Here is a 15,225-nt window from a genome sequence, read left to right as displayed (position 1 = left end):
GTTTCAGAGGGTTTCAATGCCAAACCGCAACAGTTCACGACGCAGAGTGTCATCCAACTGCGCCAGTGCTTCAGGTTGCAGCTCAATATAATCCAACTGGTGCAGGCGGTAGACTTCACGCCGCCGCATCATGGCTTTCAGGGTCGTCGGATCGGCATCCGGCTGCCAATATTCCAGATAAACCCCTCTGTCCGGCAGGTAAAAGTTTGCCCGCAAGCATTCATCTACCACCGGCAGCTGCCAATCAACAGCATGCCTTAACCCGGCCAAAAACAACCAGTCATCAACCTGCTTCAGCCCGGCATCGATTACCCGGTGTCCATCAAGGCAAGCAAACTGATCGTCGGCGTCTGCCGTCAGCGCCTGCAACTTGGTACAGGCAGCCTGCAGGATTGCAGACTCCGCTATCACCTGCGGCCACAGCACAAACGGCACACCGGTTTGGAGATTTTCACGCTGGCAACCGCCCTGCGCTTCGCCCTTGTCGGTTAGAACCCAACCTCGACGCGCGGCTTCATGCCAGCCCAGAGCCTGCATCAGTAAGCGCAACTGGCGTACCGGCATATCCAGTTTCTGAGCCAATTGCCCTGCCCTGAGTAGGCCAGCATCGGCTGCCAGCAAAGCAGCATGACGCCTCACACTCTCCGGCCAGATGATATAGCGACCAAACTTATCGCTGTCGCGGTAGCTGCCGCCTTCAAACTCGCCCTTGGTCGTCAATTGCCAGTTGTCATCGAACCGTTTGATCCAGCCCAGAGCTTCCAGTTCGGCAAACATCTGGCGGGTGGTTTTGTCCAGCGCACGCGCCAGCGCAGAGGTTGAGAGTGGCTTTTCCTGATCAGACATTACGCGATCCATGTTCAGCATCCTGCAGGCATCATAACGAGCATAGGGAATCCGGTGCAATCCAGTTTAGCCCGAAACACGTACACATGATTACCAGCCTTAAGTTACAAAGCCCATCATGTCTGTCACCCTTCGGCTAATCCTTGGCGACCAGCTTAATCCCCGTCACACCTGGTTTCGCAATACTAATGACCAGGTGCTGTACCTGATTGCTGAGCTACCGCAAGAACTTGGCTATGTTAAACATCATGTGCAAAAGGTCTGTGCGTTTTTCAGCGCCATGGAGCAGTTTGCCCAGGCACTGAAACAAGTTGGCCACCGTGTCTGCCATCTGACTCTGGATGACACCGCTGACTTCAGCACTCTGCCCGCGTTACTGGACCACCTAAAACAGGCCGAAGCCATCACCGCTATGGAGTACCAGCGCCCGGATGAATTCCGCCTGTTAGAGCAGCTTCGCCTCTGGGCCAGCGGACAACCCTTTCCCGTACAGGAGCATGACAGCGAGCACTTTCTACTGCCCTTTACTGAGATTCCCCAGCAGTTCAAACCCGGAAAAGCGCACCGGATGGAGTTTTTCTATCGCCGCATGCGCCAGCGCTACGATATTCTGATGCAGGACGCTCAACCGGAGGGAAAGCGCTGGAATTTCGACAGTGACAATAGGCAGACCCTGAAACCTCACGACCTTGACCAGCTACCAGAATCCCTCGGTTTCAGCAACGACGTGACCACAATCATGCAGCGACTGGAACGACACCAGGTGCCCCACTTTGGCACCCCCAGCAACCATTTACTGTGGCCAGTCAATCGCCGTCAGGCTGAGGCCTTGCTGACGTTTTTTTGCCACCAACTGTTGCCGTATTTTGGCCAGTTTCAAGATGCCATGACCCAACATAATGCGGGTTGGAGCCTGTATCACAGCCGCCTGTCATTTGCCCTGAACGCCAAAATGCTGCACCCCATGCAGGTAATCCAGGCCGCCATAGCGGCCTATCGTTCAGCTCCTGAGCGAATCACTTTGGCGCAAATAGAAGGTTTTGTGCGCCAGATTCTTGGCTGGCGGGAGTTCATCCGTGGCATCTACTGGGCCAACATGCCCGACTACCGTGAACACAATGCATTACAGGCACAACGCGCACTGCCTGAATATTTCTGGGACGGTAACACCCGGATGAACTGTATGCACCATGCACTGGGGCAATCACTCGACTATGCCTATGCCCACCATATTCAGCGGCTGATGGTTATCGGTAATTTCTGCCTGCTGACGGGCATGTCACCGGATGCAGTCGATGCCTGGTATCTGGGTGTCTATATTGACGCGATTGAGTGGGTCGAAATGCCCAATACCCGGGGCATGAGCCAGTTTGCTGACGGTGGTCTGGTTGCCAGTAAGCCTTATATTGGTGGCGGGAACTATATCAATAAAATGAGCGACTACTGCCAAAGCTGTCACTATCAGGTTAAACAAACCCTGGGCGATAAAGCCTGCCCCTTCAATAGTCTGTACTGGAATTTTATCGCCCGGCACCAACAACATTTTGCCAACAACCCGCGTATGTCACTGGTGGTAAAAAACTGGCAGAAACGTGATATTGAGCAACAACAGGCTGTGCAGCAACAGGCAGCAGCGTATCTGGAAAAGCTGCCTGAACTGTAAGCCGTTATAACGCCACCTGTTCCAGCCAGGCTTGCTCTTCAGGTTCGAGGTATACCTGCTCCAGCAATTCTGCTGCCCAGCTTTCTGAGGCACTCAGGATCTGCAACATAGCGACCGCCGTTACCTTCACGGCCGGCACCTGGCTCCACATAGAGTGGTTGAGGCAGCGCCAGTGATTCGCATCACGCAGTTTCGGTTTTGCCAACTGCTGACGGCAGGTCTCACAGATCATGATGCAGTGTTCGAAAGCAGGCTCAGACGCTACGGGCGGCACTTCATAGATTCCCAACTTGACCCCCTGAGCATCACACAGCTCACAATGGGAACCGCAGCGTCGCACCAGGTCCTTGCCATACAACGACAAGCCATGATGCCGCTCCTGATGCCGGTCGTGACCCTTAGACATAACGCAAACTCCCTATAGATATCCGGCCTATTTTAAAGTAATACGAAGTAATTCCGAATACCGACGACGCAATACCCGTGCGGGCAGCGGCAGCTATGAATAGCATAGCGTGTGCCTGCAGAAAAGAGGTGTCCAAAAAAACAGGAGGCGGCTCTAAAGCCGCCTCCGTATGCCGGATTAATGCTCCGACTAATCGCCCTGACGGGCAAGGAAATTAAGCTGCCTGCTGATGGTCCCAATGAGGGTAGAACACTTCAATCAGAGCCTGTGGACAATGTTTCCGGATGGTGAAATGCACCATAGGCATTTGCTCTGTTGGTGTGTCTACCACAATCAGAAATCCACCCTGTTGCAGGGCATGTTCATACTTCTCTAAAAAAGTAGCCGGTGTTTCGGCACCAACCAGCCGACCCAGCCAACCACCCACGCCAATCCCTAGCAAACTGGATGCAAGTATAGCGCCGCCACCAAGTACCAGCGTGGCAGGCCCTAACACGGTACCCGCAGCAAGCCCGGCGATCAGTCCAAAGCTACCACCGGCAACCATGCCCCAGTCAATATCATTCTCCAGTTCTGTTGTTTCTGTCTCAGAAGCGGGTTTCAGACCAATTTTTTCCAGCAGTGAAGCGTCTTTAGCAATCACATGAATGCTCTCTTCACTGACACCCAGTGTTTGCATTTCTTGCACCACACTTGTGGCCTGTTGCAAACGCTGAGCTAGAAAGACCAGTCGTCTCACCACGCACCTCCTACAAAAACAGCTTTATCAGTATAGTTAAGCGCAGGCTGTCTGCTGGCCGACGGGCAACTCTGCGCCGTATAATGCGTGAAATATTTTCAAGCAGAGGATTATCTCATGGGTCAATTGGGCACCCCGCTTTCTCCATCAGCAACCCGTGTTCTGTTTTGTGGTGGCGGTGAACTTGGCAAGGAAGTGGTCATTGAGTTGCAGCGACTGGGAGCCGAAGTCATCGTACTGGATCGCTACAGTAATGCTCCTGCCATGCAGGTCGCGCACCGCAGCCATGTGGTATCCATGCTGGATGGTGCCGCCTTGCGCCAAATCATTGAGCAGGAAAAGCCGGATTTGATCGTACCCGAGATTGAAGCGATCGCGACTGATACGCTGGTCGCTCTGGAGCAGGAAGGTTTTACCGTTGTACCGACTGCCCGGGCCGCGCGCCTCACCATGAACCGCGAGGGTATCCGCCGTCTGGCCGCTGAGGAACTCAGCCTGCCAACGTCGCCTTACGGCTTTGCCGACAACCAGGCGGATTATGAAGCACTGGTGGCTAAAATCGGCCTGCCCTGTGTCGTCAAACCGATCATGAGTTCATCCGGAAAAGGCCAGAGCACACTGCGCAGCACAGAGCAGATTGTGCCCGCATGGACCTATGCACAGGAGGGAGGGCGCGCCGGTCAGGGTAAAGTCATTGTGGAAGGCTTTGTCGACTTTGATTACGAGATCACTTTGCTGACAGTGCGTCATAATGGCGCAACCAGCTTTTGTGAACCGATCGGGCATGTTCAGGTAGAGGGTGATTACCGCCAGTCATGGCAGCCGCAAGCAATGACTGAGCAAGCACTGAACCGGGCCCGTGACATTGCCGAAAAAGTGACCTCGGCCCTGGGTGGTTCAGGCATCTTTGGGGTTGAACTGTTTATCAAGGGCGATCAGGTCTATTTCAGTGAGGTATCCCCACGTCCCCATGACACGGGCATGGTGACAATGATCTCCCAGGACCTATCCCAGTTTGCCCTGCATGCCCGTGCCATTTTGGGGCTGCCTATTCCGAATATTCATTTCCATGGCCCCTCCGCATCCAGCGTTATTCTGGTCGCCGGGGAGTCGACACAAGTCCGCTTTGGTAACCTGCAACAGGCACTGTCAGAACCTAACACACAGTTGCGCCTGTTTGGTAAGCCCGAGGTATCTGGCCAGCGCCGCATGGGGGTTGCCTTAGCGCGGGGCGAGAATCTGGATGCCGCCTTGGCAAAAGCCAAACGGGCATCCGGCGCCGTCAAGGCCGAGCTGTAACTTCGGTCAGCGACGTACTCAGCAATTCTGGCGCTGGGTACGTCAGCCCCGATTAGCCTTTTCCAGATGCAACCGACCCCACAGATCAAAGTGATCGAATACCGCTTTTAACTTCGCATCATTGCCGCCACGGCATGACTTATTGATCCGTTTCAAACAGTGTGACTGACTGCCCTGGATCACCGGAAACCGAGAACCAAAGTCGCGATTATCGTTAACCTTCTGGCACTGAATACCTTTTTTCAGGCTCATCGCTTTGAGCCAGATATCATCCGCATTGGGACACAGTGACATGAACAGCGACTGATCAAAAATCTGCTCATCAAAACAACCTGGAAAATAGAGCACCCCGCCGATACCTGTCGGAAACGTAAGCACCGAAGGGTGCACATTACTGCAGGGCCTTTCCCATTTCTTGTAGGGTATCAGCTCACCCCGGTTATCCAGCTTCATGCCATGGGCCCGAATACAGGGAATCACCTCAGGTGAAGTTTGATAATTGCGATACAGCAGATCAACCAGGTCATGTGGATACAAGATGTCGTCATCCACAGTAATTATCAGACTGTCGGGATAACGCTGAATAGCGTAAAAAAACTTCTTGTAAGGGCCGAGGTCAGTAGGGCAAAAAGCCACTTCCAGACCCCGCTGCTGTTGAAGTTTCAGCACGTAAGGAATATCCCGTCCACTAAACTCCTCCTCTGACAGCCAGAGGATAATCCGGTCGGGTTTCAAAGATTGCAGCAACAGGCTTTCAACCGTCAGATAAACATCATCTATGCGTTTATCAAAGGTGGTAAGAGAAATAATGATATCGTCATCAAGATCATTGCCGACGCCTACTGCACTGCTATTCACAGCACTCCATTGATATTGGCATGAAAGCCAGGCACTTTTCTGAGCAGTAATGAGTTCGCGTTTTTCTTTAAGGCGTTGCTGCTTACGCTTGAGATGCCACATTCAAAAGATTTCCGCTTCTTTTTATAGTTCGGGAAATCACGAGTGTGCCTGACAAATATTAAACAAAACTTAAAAAAGATAAACGCCAAAAGACCCGTTAGCTTTTGCTATCAGGCTGATCATGGTGCAGCAAAATGCCATGATAGCCGGGAAATTCACCCTGGCCGCGCTGGCTGAGTAACAGCTCGATCCGCTGATGAAAATTGGCGATCTTTTTCTCGGCCTTTCTGACCTGCAGCGCAGATGGCATCCATGATGTTGGAATCAGACTCTGGCTACCCAAGCCATCGATCACCACCAATCTGACAATATGTCCGGCCGGATCCCGTTGAGCGACGATATTATGTAGCAACAGATCGCGGGAAGGGACCCGCAGTGTTAGCCAGAAATTCACAAAACGCTCAATAGCTGCACGGCTATCGTCGGTTATTCCCTCATCCCACAGCAGTTTTTTCAGGGTTTCCGATACCGCACCACTGGCATCGCGGATCAGCTCAGAAGCCAAACCCCGTCCCATATCTGTCTCGACAAACCCAAAGCAGCGACTGACATGCTGGTATAGGGGTTCACCATAGGTACGATGCAACGCCATCATCACGCCATGCTCTTCCAGGTTGTCATCAAAGTGCGCCAGTGGCAGCAGGTTTTTGGGGAAGCCTTTTTTACGGCGCCGGTCCTCCAGCGTAAAGTCCGGACGCCTGACTTTAATGCAGCGTTCCCGATCCGCAGGGTCGACATAACACAGCCGATTGCCGCCTTGAGCAAAGGGTGCAGTGTCCGCCAGTAAAACCGGTGCTACCGCGTCAGTCATCAATCTTTAGCCCAGACATACTCATGCGACAGAGGCAGTTCCATAGCGGCCTCCAGAATATACTGCGCATAGAGTTTCGAGTTCATATGTTCATGGAAGAAACTACGGGCACGACCTGCCCAGGCCTGACGCTTGGCATCATCATGATGAAACTCGCGAATACGGTCACGCAGGGAATCAATATCATTAAAATAGACCAGTGTTTCCGCTGGCAGCAGCTCATCAAAACGCGGCGCACTGTGGGTAAACTGCAAGATACCACTGCCCGCCAGTTGAGCCATCCGGGCGGAGGAATACCAGTAATCCCCTTCCTGTCGATTCAGGTTAAGCCCCATCCGGGTATCCGCCAGGGCGCGCTCATAGTCACGCCCCCACACCGGAGACTGACCAAAGCTACCCGGTGTGTTGAAATTCAGCTCATCGCCCAGGCTCTGCTTGAGTTGCTGCACGATGTCGCGGCGCTGGGTAAAGTCATTACTATTACTGCAAAACAGCAGATCCACCGGCAGATCACTGCGCACACTGTTATCAAGCACCTCAATGGAGGCATCAACCGGGTTTGGCATATGGTAAAAACGTGCCGGACAATCATCAAACTGGCGTAGCTCAGGCATACCCGTCGACACAAACACCGCATCCACCACCTCTGCCCGATGGCGCAGACGATCAACATTGGACGGCACAAACAGCGGATCATTGTTGCAGTGAGCCATAACCACATTGGGTCGGGACTGACGAATCTGCGCCAGGGTTGCATTGGTGATCAAATCACAATGCCCAACAATGATCAGGTCCGGTTCAACCGCATCCACGGTCTCCAGCAAACGCTGATTCGCTTTCTTTTTCCCCAGCTCACGGATACCGAGAAAGGCTTCAAATGCAGCGACATCGCGGTCACTGAACACCTGAACATAATGATCATTGCGAATCAGTCCAAGCGTGAGTTTATGCGCCCAGCTAACCCGGGTTTTGCCGTAACGGCGTAGCTGCTGATAGGCAACATGTAACACTCTCATCGGGACACCTCCGGGGCAGAAACAAATACGCTGACGCCAGTAAAATTCTGGACATGCACAGCCCTGCAACAGAGGCCAAAGGCGGCTCCCAGGTTACGGTTGGATATCATCAGCGGTGGCCTCCAGAAAATCACCAAGCGAGAGGCGGGTAAACTTTGCATAAAGCCGTTCGCATATCAACCAGATTCGCTAAAAAACGTCGCTAATCGGGACAAAACAACCAAATAACCGACACCTGGGCTGACCTGGTTTGTGCAGTTAACGGGTACGCAGGATCAGAAGATGATCAGATGCATGACTCCGCGCAATACCATGCCAAAAATACCGCCATAAACGGCATAGCGCATGACTGCAGATACCCGAGCGCCCGCCGCCGCAAACACCGCCACACCCAGAATATCCAGCGGGTTTGTGGCAAATCCAGCCATGCGGTTTAGATCCTGCACCGAGATCAGACCCTGATTCATCAGGTCAATGGTGATCCCCATAAATGCAGTACCACCGGCGATAAACTTGGTGACTAACGGCAGCACTGTGGCTTCGGGTAAGCCTATCAGACCCAGAACCGGGGCCAGAAACGCACTTAACAAGTCAATCGCACCGGTAACTTTCAGTACATTTACCAGAAACAGCGCCAGAATCAGCATGGGAATCATCCCAACGACAATGCGCAGGCCTTCCTGTCCCCCTTCAGTGAGGATCTGCATGACCGTTTTATCTTTCAGGGCTTCCGAAGCACTGTGCACTTCAGTTTCCTGTGGTATGCCGTCTTCCATATTGCGGGTCAGCAGGTAATAAGTGAACGCCGCCGCCGCCAGACCACCAATAACCGAGGTCAACAACACCACCCCAAGGTTGAGTCCGACCGCCGCCAGAGGAAAAGAGGCGTTGGCCTGGGACATGGCTAACACCATCGCCATGGTCGCCGCAATATAGCGCTTCGATGTGCCATTCCGATCCATCAACGTCAGGGTAGCAATGGGTCCGGCAAAGCTGACAAACAGCAGTTTCAACATGGCAAAGATGCCCAACCCTGGCACCCCAAAAATTCTGGAAACCGGTGCCAGCTTATTAGAGACCCAACTCAGAATGCCTTTAGCATCCAGCAGTTTCATCAGGGAGAGCATGATGACCATGATGGGCAACAGGATATACAGCGCCATATCCAGGCCACTGCGGCCTGACTCAAGAATCACGTCAATCACTTGCTCCACAAAGCTCCCCTTGATGCAATGCAAAACACCAGTTTACCGGCTGCCGCTAACTATGACTATCAGAGGAAATACCTAGGACTGAGGCGCAGTTTATGCCGGTCTGCGGGAGCTTCTAGGGCTGGAGCAATTGAAGTTTTGCACTGCGTGGCAGTTGCTTGATTTGGTATTCACGTTGACTCGCAGCCGACCGGGTTGGCCAGATTTCATGCCACAGCAACTGCACGGGTCGACGACTCAGAGGATAGCGTGCGCCGCCTTTGATTTCACCATTATGTTGCCGCAGCCGCCGTTCCAGATCGGTAGTGATACCGGTATACAAACTCTGGTCTGCGCACTGCATCAGATAGACATACCAGACAGAACTCACTGAATTCATAAGCTTTTTTCTTTCATCATACGCACCAAAAATGCGCCTTTATTAGATAAACCCAAGTAAAAGATTCACATCTTTAGTCTTTATCTCAAAAAGTTATATACACCCTATTACGGCAAATAAAGCTACCTAAGCGGCAAAATAACCCTCTGTTTTTATTAAAATTTTATCAAAGTTTATATTTTCACCAGTTTTTAACAATCTCTGTGATAGCTGGCTTACAGCCATGTGCCCAAAACTTATTCATAGAGTTATCCACAGATCGTGGGGACAACAAAAACCCATACAGGGCCACGGGTTATAACTCAGTTTTCTGCTTGAATTCACACAGATCTTCAATCAAACATGCCCCACATCGTGGCTTGCGGGCAGTACAGATATATCGCCCATGCAAAATCAACCAGTGGTGAGCGTCTTGCAGAAACTCTTTGGGGATAAAGCGCAGCAGTTTCTGCTCGACCTCATTCACATTTTTACCCGGCGCAATACGTGTGCGATTAGACACCCTGAAAATATGTGTATCAACCGCCATCGTGGGCTGACCAAACGCGGTATTCAGCACCACATTGGCAGTTTTTCGTCCCACCCCTGGTAATGCCTCCAATGCCTCACGGCTGTCCGGTACCACAGAACCATGTTGCTCGATCAGGGCCTTGCAGGTTTTGATCACATTTTCAGCCTTAGCATTAAACAACCCGATAGTTTTGATATATTCCTTGAGCCCATCCACCCCAAGTGCATAAATCGCTTCAGGCGTGTTGGCCTCCGGGTATAATTTGCGGGTCGCTTTATTCACACCCACATCGGTGGCCTGAGCTGAGAGAATCACCGCAATCAGCAACTCAAATGGGGAGCTATACGCCAACTCTGTGGTTGGGTTGGGGTTGTCGTCCCGTAACCGGGAAAAAATTTCATGGCGTTTGACTTTATTCATCTGACTGATAATGTCCGGCAAAGAGTAGCGGATTATTGTACCGCCTGAATTGTTCTGTAAAAGGCTTTTAACCGCTATATACGCCGGGAAAACATGGCGCGGAGAAGCGGAATACTATATGCTGCGCACCCTGCCCCATCCCTTGGTGCAGCTACTCACCAAGCGAGATTAACTATGAGTTTTGCCGCACTCGAGCTGGCCGAACCGCTTCTGAAAGCGATTGAAACCCAAGGCTACACCCAGCCATCCCCGATTCAGGCCCAGGCCATACCCGCGATCATGAGCGGGCATGATGTCATGGCCGCCGCCCAGACCGGCACCGGTAAAACCGCAGCTTTCACCCTGCCGGTATTGCACCGCCTGATGGAAGGTAAACCTGCAGTGAACAATCAGGTTCGGGCACTGGTTCTAACCCCGACCCGCGAACTGGCCGCTCAGGTTGGCGCCAGTGTAAGCCTGTACGGTCAGAATACGCCGTTACGCTCCACCGTGGTATTCGGTGGTGTGAAAATCAATCCACAAATGATGGCCCTGCGTAAAGGTTCCGATGTACTGGTAGCCACACCCGGCCGTTTGCTGGATCTGTACAAACAAAATTCGGTACGCTTCAACCAGCTGGAAATTCTGGTATTGGATGAAGCCGACCGTATGCTGGATATGGGCTTTATTCACGATATCCGCAAGATTCTGGCCCTGCTGCCGGCCAAACGTCAGAACCTGATGTTTTCTGCCACCTTCTCGCAGGACATTCGCAAATTGGCGCGTGGTCTGGTGAATGACCCGGTCGAAGTATCGGTAGCAGCCGCCAACGCCACCGCAGATCGGGTTGAGCAATGGCTTACCCCTGTGGATAAAAAACAAAAAGCAGCGTTGCTGATCAAATTGATTCAACAGCATGGCTGGAGCCAGATTCTGGTGTTTACCCGCACTAAGCATGGTGCCAATAAGCTCACCCGTCAGTTGGAAGATACCTCGCTAAGGGCAGCAGCAATCCATGGCAATAAAAGCCAGGGCGCGCGCACCAAAGCACTGGAATCTTTCCGGCAGGGGAAAATAAAAATTCTGGTAGCAACAGATATTGCTGCTCGTGGCCTGGATATCGATCAGTTGCCCATGGTGGTGAATTTTGACCTGCCAAATGTAGCCGAAGATTACGTCCACCGCATTGGTCGCACCGGGCGTGCTGGCGCGTCAGGGCAAGCATTGTCACTGGTGAGTGCAGACGAAATTGATCAGCTTAACGCTATCGAAAAGCTGATTTCAAAAGAGATTCGCCGCGATTTAGTGGATGAGTTTGAACCCTTACACCGCCTGCCAGATTCAAAATTGAACTCGACACCGCCGCGGCGGAAGAAGTCAGTCAAGAAAGCGCATACGCCCAAACAAGAACACCATGACGGGCAGCGGCCACCAATACATAAAAAGCGGCGCAACCGCCGCAGAAGCCCTGCCAAAGCGCCTGCGCCTGCAGCCAAGTAGCGATCGGGTCAAACGGGTACAGGCATTAACCTGTACCCGGTACTGACACTTAACTGCCTTGTTTCTTGGTACAGATGCCCAACACTGAGTAAAGCGGACACAGGCTAAACACCCCGGTCGCCAATGGCACAACACCTATCCAGCCCCACACAGGCAACATGCCTGCCAGTGTTGCAGCGATCAGCACTAACCCCACAATAATACGCAATACCCGGTCAATACCACCAACATTCTGTTTCATGGATTTATCTCCTGGATTAATCATCAGTATCAGTCTAAATCCAGATCGGCATCACCGTCTGTGACATGGTCACATATCAGCAACTTTTTGCAGTCCGGGCGTATCGCACACCTGAATCAGGCCACGCTGCAAGCTCACCAGGTCCTGCCGTTCAAATTCTTTCAACAACCGGCTTATCACTTCTCTGGCACTGCCCAGCTCACGCGCCAGTTGTTGATGCGTCAAACGTAAGCCACCGACACTAGGTGCCTTAAGGAGCAGATAGCACGCCAACCGACTGTCCATGCGGCCAAATGCAATTTGATCAATCAACAGCATCAGCTCAGCCAGACGCTGCACATAGCCGGCAAAGACAAAATCACGCAACTGCTGACTGTCATCTAAAGCAGCCCGAAACAGCGCCACAGGGAACACAACGACCCGGGTTGCCGCTTCGGTATAGGCTTCTGCCTGATAAGCCTGCTGGCCCAGCATACAAGCAGTGGTGAGAATACAACTCTGGCCCGACTCTACCCGGTATAGAACAATCTCACGACCACTAGCAGACAGCTTCTGCACCCGGATTGCGCCGTCCAACACCAGGACAAACTGCTGGCATAGATCACCTTGGTGGAATACCGCAGTATCAGCGGGCAGCTGCAGAATCTGACACTGCTCCACTGCCTGCTGCCACTGAGTACAACCGGTGATCTGTTTGAGTAAGGGAAACTGATTTAGCCAGGTATTGGCGGGCATAAGGCAATCCTGTCAGGCCAAACAACTACCTGAATAATAGCGTGGCCATGACAAGATCTATAGAGAAGAGAACGACAGGGAATCATTACCCGGTAACACGTACCCGTTCGCGAGGCTGATTAGCCACTGGCTCAGCCGCCTTACGCTTCTCTTCAAGGCGGCTGTCGATAATGTTTTTCAGAGCAATCAACAACCCCATGCAGACAAACGCGCCCGGAGGCAGGATGGCGAACAAAAATCCGGGATAGTTATCAAACAGCACCAGTTTCCAGTCGGCCGCCATCGGACCAAACAGCAACTGCATATCCGAGAACAGCGTACCCAGACCAAGCACTTCACGCATTGCACCCAAGGCAATCAGCACAGCAGTGAATCCAATGCCCATCATCAGGCCGTCCAGCACTGAGGCAGCAACCGGGTTCTTACAGGCAAAGGCATCCGCCCGGCCCATGATGGCGCAGTTAGTCACAATCAAGGGGATAAAAATCCCCAGAATCAGATACAGGTCGTAAGTAAACGCCTTCATTAGCAACTCAATCGCCGTAACGAATGAGGCAATAATGATGACAAAGATCGGTAAGCGCACGGTATCTGGCACAAAATGCCGAAATGCCGATACGGTAAAATTAGAGCCCACCAGTACCAGAGTACTGGCCAGCCCCAGACCAATCGCATTGACGACAGTACCGGTCACAGCCAATAGCGGACACAAGCCCAGCAACTGTACCAACGCGGGGTTGTTGTCCCATAAACCGTTCAGGGTGATTTTTTTGTAATCGGCCATCAATTTGGCTCCTGTCGGGTGGCGTCCCGATGTTCAGTATCCGCTAATTCCAGCAGGCTTGCCCGGTTATACGCAAAATAATCCTGCACATACCCTACTGCTTTCACGACGGCGCGTGGTGTGATGGTGGCCCCGGTAAACTGATCAAACTGGCCACCGTCTTTGATGACCCCCCAGGCATTGGGGTTGTCGGCTTTACGGGTGCCATTAAAGGATAGAATCCAATCCGATTTTTTCAGCTCAATCTTATCACCCAGTCCCGGTGTTTCCTGATGCCCCAAAACCCTGACACCTGCTACTGAACCATCTGCATTGATACCGACAATCAGGTTAATACGACCATTGTAACCATCTGGAGCCACCGCCGGTAAAATCACCGCGATGACATCATCACCCTGCAATGCCCGGTATCCGGTGGCCGGTTCAGCACTGCCGGTCAGTTCGTAAGAGACAAATTCAAAGCCGCTCGACAACAGGTCATTACTCACCCGTTGTTTAGGAATAATTTCATACAAAGCCCGCGCTTGTTGCTCGCGCTCATTGTTAGCAATGCGCTGTTCAGTCGTCACCTGAGTAACGGCAATCAATGCCGCCGTGACAACAGCGAACAGCGTCAGTGCCAGGCTGCTATTACGCAGGGAGGTCAGAAGTTGCATCAGTTCCCCCCCTTAAAGCCGCGATTAGGTTTCGTATGGCCGTATGTACGCGGCTGACTGTATTGATCGATAAACGGAGCAGCCAGGTTCATCAGTAACACACCAAACGCAACAGCATCCGGATAGCCACCCCAGCCACGGATAACATAAATCAAGACGCCAATGCCGATGCCAAACCAAATCTTACCCCGGTTACTGGTAGCACAGGTTACCGGATCGGTGGCAATGAAAAATGCTCCCAGCATGGTGCCACCCACGGTCAGATGGAAAAATGGATCAGCAAAGCTGTAAGGGTCAACGGCATAAAAAATGGAAGCAATCAGGGCCAGTGAGCCGAGCATGGCCAGCGGCACATGATAGGTAATGACCTTACGGTAGATGAGAAAGATACCACCCATAAAATAAGCGGCACTGACGGCATGCCAGGCACCAATACCCTGCCCCAGCACCGGCACGGAGAGCCAGGCTTCTTCAGTCGTTAAACCTCCACGATGGCGCATGGCATCCAGCGGTGTAGCACCTGTGTAGTTATCGATCCAAACCGGCTCAAAACCGGCAAAAATCACCTTAAAGGTGTCCACCAGCGGTAGAATATTCCAGCTTTCGGCATCGCCAAGCATCACAAATGGCTGCGTCCAGCGGGTCATGTCTACCGGGAATGACACCAGCAATAACGCATAGGCCACCATGGCCGGATTAAAGGGATTCTGACCCAGACCACCGTACAGGTGTTTGGCAATAACAATAGCGACCAGGATGCCGACTAGAGTAATCCACCAAGGGGCAAACGGCGGTATGGACAGCCCCAGCAACAGGGCTGTTACCACCGCGCTGTAGTCTTTGAGATAAAAGCTGACCGGGCGTCGCCGTAACAACATGATACCGGCTTCCATCAGCACGGCGATCAGCACGGCCCAGCAGACATTGATCAGTGTGCCCCAACCGAAAAACAGCGTCATGGCTGCCAGCCCCGGCACACAGGCCAGAATCACCAGACGCATAACGTCGCCAGTGCTGCTGGCTTTGTGCAGGTGGGGTGAACTGGTACGTATCAGCGCCATCGGTTCAA

At 52.4% G+C, this 15,225-nt stretch carries 17 protein-coding genes; 3 read left to right on the top strand and 14 right to left on the bottom strand.

Annotation, left to right across the window (positions count from 1 at the left end):
- Positions 1-3: 3 nt before the first annotated feature.
- Complete coding sequence (locus tag ACFVYJ_RS00440; protein WP_419414205.1) at positions 4-858, bottom strand: hypothetical protein; 855 nt, start codon at positions 856-858, stop codon at positions 4-6.
- A 106-nt stretch (positions 859-964) separates the two neighbouring features.
- Here ACFVYJ_RS00440 and ACFVYJ_RS00435 point away from each other — a divergent pair, with 106 nt between their 5' ends.
- Positions 965-2,509, top strand: coding sequence for a cryptochrome/photolyase family protein (locus tag ACFVYJ_RS00435; RefSeq protein ID WP_419414204.1), 1,545 nt, complete (start codon positions 965-967; stop codon positions 2,507-2,509).
- Between the two features lie 4 nt (positions 2,510-2,513).
- On the opposite strand, the gene ACFVYJ_RS00430 is transcribed toward ACFVYJ_RS00435, so the two are convergent.
- Together ACFVYJ_RS00430 and ACFVYJ_RS00425 are read right to left on the bottom strand one after the other, a co-directional pair.
- Positions 2,514-2,915 carry a hypothetical protein gene (locus ACFVYJ_RS00430; protein ID WP_419414203.1) on the bottom strand — a complete coding sequence of 134 codons (402 nt, stop codon included), beginning with the start codon at positions 2,913-2,915 and terminating at the stop codon, positions 2,514-2,516.
- 214 nt (positions 2,916-3,129) lie between these two features.
- Positions 3,130-3,654, bottom strand: a complete 525-nt coding sequence (locus ACFVYJ_RS00425) for a hypothetical protein (protein WP_419414202.1) — start codon at positions 3,652-3,654, stop codon at positions 3,130-3,132.
- A 117-nt stretch (positions 3,655-3,771) separates the two neighbouring features.
- On the opposite strand from ACFVYJ_RS00425, the gene purT reads away from it, so the two are divergent.
- Positions 3,772-4,953: a formate-dependent phosphoribosylglycinamide formyltransferase gene (gene purT / locus ACFVYJ_RS00420; RefSeq protein WP_419414201.1), complete on the top strand. Its 1,182-nt coding sequence runs from the start codon at positions 3,772-3,774 to the stop codon at positions 4,951-4,953.
- 42 nt (positions 4,954-4,995) lie between these two features.
- Here the strand turns inward: purT and ACFVYJ_RS00415 are convergent, their stop codons facing one another.
- From ACFVYJ_RS00415 to nth, 6 genes are all read right to left on the bottom strand, one after another.
- Entirely contained in the window at positions 4,996-5,913 is a 918-nt protein-coding gene (locus ACFVYJ_RS00415) for a hypothetical protein (protein WP_419414200.1), read from the bottom strand.
- Between the two features lie 97 nt (positions 5,914-6,010).
- Complete coding sequence (locus ACFVYJ_RS00410; RefSeq protein ID WP_419414199.1) at positions 6,011-6,724, bottom strand: YrbL family protein; 714 nt, start codon at positions 6,722-6,724, stop codon at positions 6,011-6,013.
- Positions 6,724-7,740 carry a glycosyltransferase family protein gene (locus ACFVYJ_RS00405; protein ID WP_419414198.1) on the bottom strand — a complete coding sequence of 339 codons (1,017 nt, stop codon included), beginning with the start codon at positions 7,738-7,740 and terminating at the stop codon, positions 6,724-6,726. The genes ACFVYJ_RS00410 and ACFVYJ_RS00405 overlap by 1 nt, the downstream gene beginning before the upstream one ends.
- Positions 7,741-8,015: 275 nt before the next feature.
- On the bottom strand, positions 8,016-8,954 hold the full coding sequence (locus ACFVYJ_RS00400; RefSeq protein ID WP_419414197.1) for a hypothetical protein: 939 nt from the start codon (positions 8,952-8,954) through the stop codon (positions 8,016-8,018).
- A gap of 112 nt (positions 8,955-9,066) precedes the next feature.
- A complete protein-coding gene (locus ACFVYJ_RS00395) occupies positions 9,067-9,330 on the bottom strand; it encodes a GIY-YIG nuclease family protein (RefSeq protein WP_419414196.1) in 264 nt (87 codons plus the stop codon).
- 295 nt (positions 9,331-9,625) lie between these two features.
- Complete coding sequence (gene nth, locus ACFVYJ_RS00390) at positions 9,626-10,261, bottom strand: endonuclease III (RefSeq protein WP_419414195.1); 636 nt, start codon at positions 10,259-10,261, stop codon at positions 9,626-9,628.
- Positions 10,262-10,435: 174 nt separating this feature from the next.
- Here nth and ACFVYJ_RS00385 point away from each other — a divergent pair, with 174 nt between their 5' ends.
- Complete coding sequence (locus tag ACFVYJ_RS00385) at positions 10,436-11,740, top strand: DEAD/DEAH box helicase (RefSeq protein WP_419414194.1); 1,305 nt, start codon at positions 10,436-10,438, stop codon at positions 11,738-11,740.
- A 49-nt stretch (positions 11,741-11,789) separates the two neighbouring features.
- Here ACFVYJ_RS00385 and ACFVYJ_RS00380 read toward each other — a convergent pair whose 3' ends face one another.
- The 5 genes from ACFVYJ_RS00380 to rsxD all read right to left on the bottom strand — a co-directional run bounded on the left by ACFVYJ_RS00380 (position 11,790) and on the right by rsxD (position 15,217).
- Positions 11,790-11,981 (bottom strand): YgaP family membrane protein, encoded by a 192-nt coding sequence (locus ACFVYJ_RS00380; protein ID WP_419414193.1) that lies wholly within the window; start codon positions 11,979-11,981, stop codon positions 11,790-11,792.
- A 69-nt stretch (positions 11,982-12,050) separates the two neighbouring features.
- A complete protein-coding gene (locus tag ACFVYJ_RS00375) occupies positions 12,051-12,716 on the bottom strand; it encodes a Crp/Fnr family transcriptional regulator (RefSeq protein ID WP_419414192.1) in 666 nt (221 codons plus the stop codon).
- An 85-nt stretch (positions 12,717-12,801) separates the two neighbouring features.
- A complete protein-coding gene (locus ACFVYJ_RS00370) occupies positions 12,802-13,500 on the bottom strand; it encodes an electron transport complex subunit E (protein WP_419414191.1) in 699 nt (232 codons plus the stop codon).
- Entirely contained in the window at positions 13,500-14,156 is a 657-nt protein-coding gene (gene rsxG / locus ACFVYJ_RS00365) for an electron transport complex subunit RsxG (RefSeq protein ID WP_419414190.1), read from the bottom strand. Before rsxG ends, ACFVYJ_RS00370 begins: the two co-directional genes overlap by 1 nt.
- Positions 14,156-15,217, bottom strand: coding sequence for an electron transport complex subunit RsxD (gene rsxD / locus ACFVYJ_RS00360; protein WP_419414189.1), 1,062 nt, complete (start codon positions 15,215-15,217; stop codon positions 14,156-14,158). The genes rsxG and rsxD overlap by 1 nt, the downstream gene beginning before the upstream one ends.
- Positions 15,218-15,225: the final 8 nt, after the last annotated feature.

The organism is Pontibacter sp. JAM-7 (assembly GCF_048548695.2).
GTDB lineage: Bacteria > Pseudomonadota > Gammaproteobacteria > Pseudomonadales > Balneatricaceae > Neptuniibacter.
This window is presented reverse-complemented; position numbering and strand designations above follow the sequence as displayed.

Bases quoted from the DNA above. Each gene is read 5' to 3' on its own strand.
- ACFVYJ_RS00440 (WP_419414205.1), bottom strand. From the start codon at position 858: ATGGATCGCGTAATGTCTGATCAGGAAAAGCCACTCTCAACCTCTGCG.
- ACFVYJ_RS00435 (WP_419414204.1), top strand. From the start codon at position 965: ATGTCTGTCACCCTTCGGCTAATCCTTGGCGACCAGCTTAATCCCCGT.
- ACFVYJ_RS00430 (WP_419414203.1), bottom strand. From the start codon at position 2,915: ATGTCTAAGGGTCACGACCGGCATCAGGAGCGGCATCATGGCTTGTCG.
- purT (WP_419414201.1), top strand. From the start codon at position 3,772: ATGGGTCAATTGGGCACCCCGCTTTCTCCATCAGCAACCCGTGTTCTG.
- ACFVYJ_RS00415 (WP_419414200.1), bottom strand. From the start codon at position 5,913: ATGTGGCATCTCAAGCGTAAGCAGCAACGCCTTAAAGAAAAACGCGAA.
- ACFVYJ_RS00410 (WP_419414199.1), bottom strand. From the start codon at position 6,724: ATGACTGACGCGGTAGCACCGGTTTTACTGGCGGACACTGCACCCTTT.
- ACFVYJ_RS00405 (WP_419414198.1), bottom strand. From the start codon at position 7,740: ATGAGAGTGTTACATGTTGCCTATCAGCAGCTACGCCGTTACGGCAAA.
- ACFVYJ_RS00395 (WP_419414196.1), bottom strand. From the start codon at position 9,330: ATGAATTCAGTGAGTTCTGTCTGGTATGTCTATCTGATGCAGTGCGCA.
- nth (WP_419414195.1), bottom strand. From the start codon at position 10,261: ATGAATAAAGTCAAACGCCATGAAATTTTTTCCCGGTTACGGGACGAC.
- ACFVYJ_RS00385 (WP_419414194.1), top strand. From the start codon at position 10,436: ATGAGTTTTGCCGCACTCGAGCTGGCCGAACCGCTTCTGAAAGCGATT.
- ACFVYJ_RS00380 (WP_419414193.1), bottom strand. From the start codon at position 11,981: ATGAAACAGAATGTTGGTGGTATTGACCGGGTATTGCGTATTATTGTG.
- ACFVYJ_RS00375 (WP_419414192.1), bottom strand. From the start codon at position 12,716: ATGCCCGCCAATACCTGGCTAAATCAGTTTCCCTTACTCAAACAGATC.
- ACFVYJ_RS00370 (WP_419414191.1), bottom strand. From the start codon at position 13,500: ATGGCCGATTACAAAAAAATCACCCTGAACGGTTTATGGGACAACAAC.
- rsxG (WP_419414190.1), bottom strand. From the start codon at position 14,156: ATGCAACTTCTGACCTCCCTGCGTAATAGCAGCCTGGCACTGACGCTG.
- rsxD (WP_419414189.1), bottom strand. From the start codon at position 15,217: ATGGCGCTGATACGTACCAGTTCACCCCACCTGCACAAAGCCAGCAGC.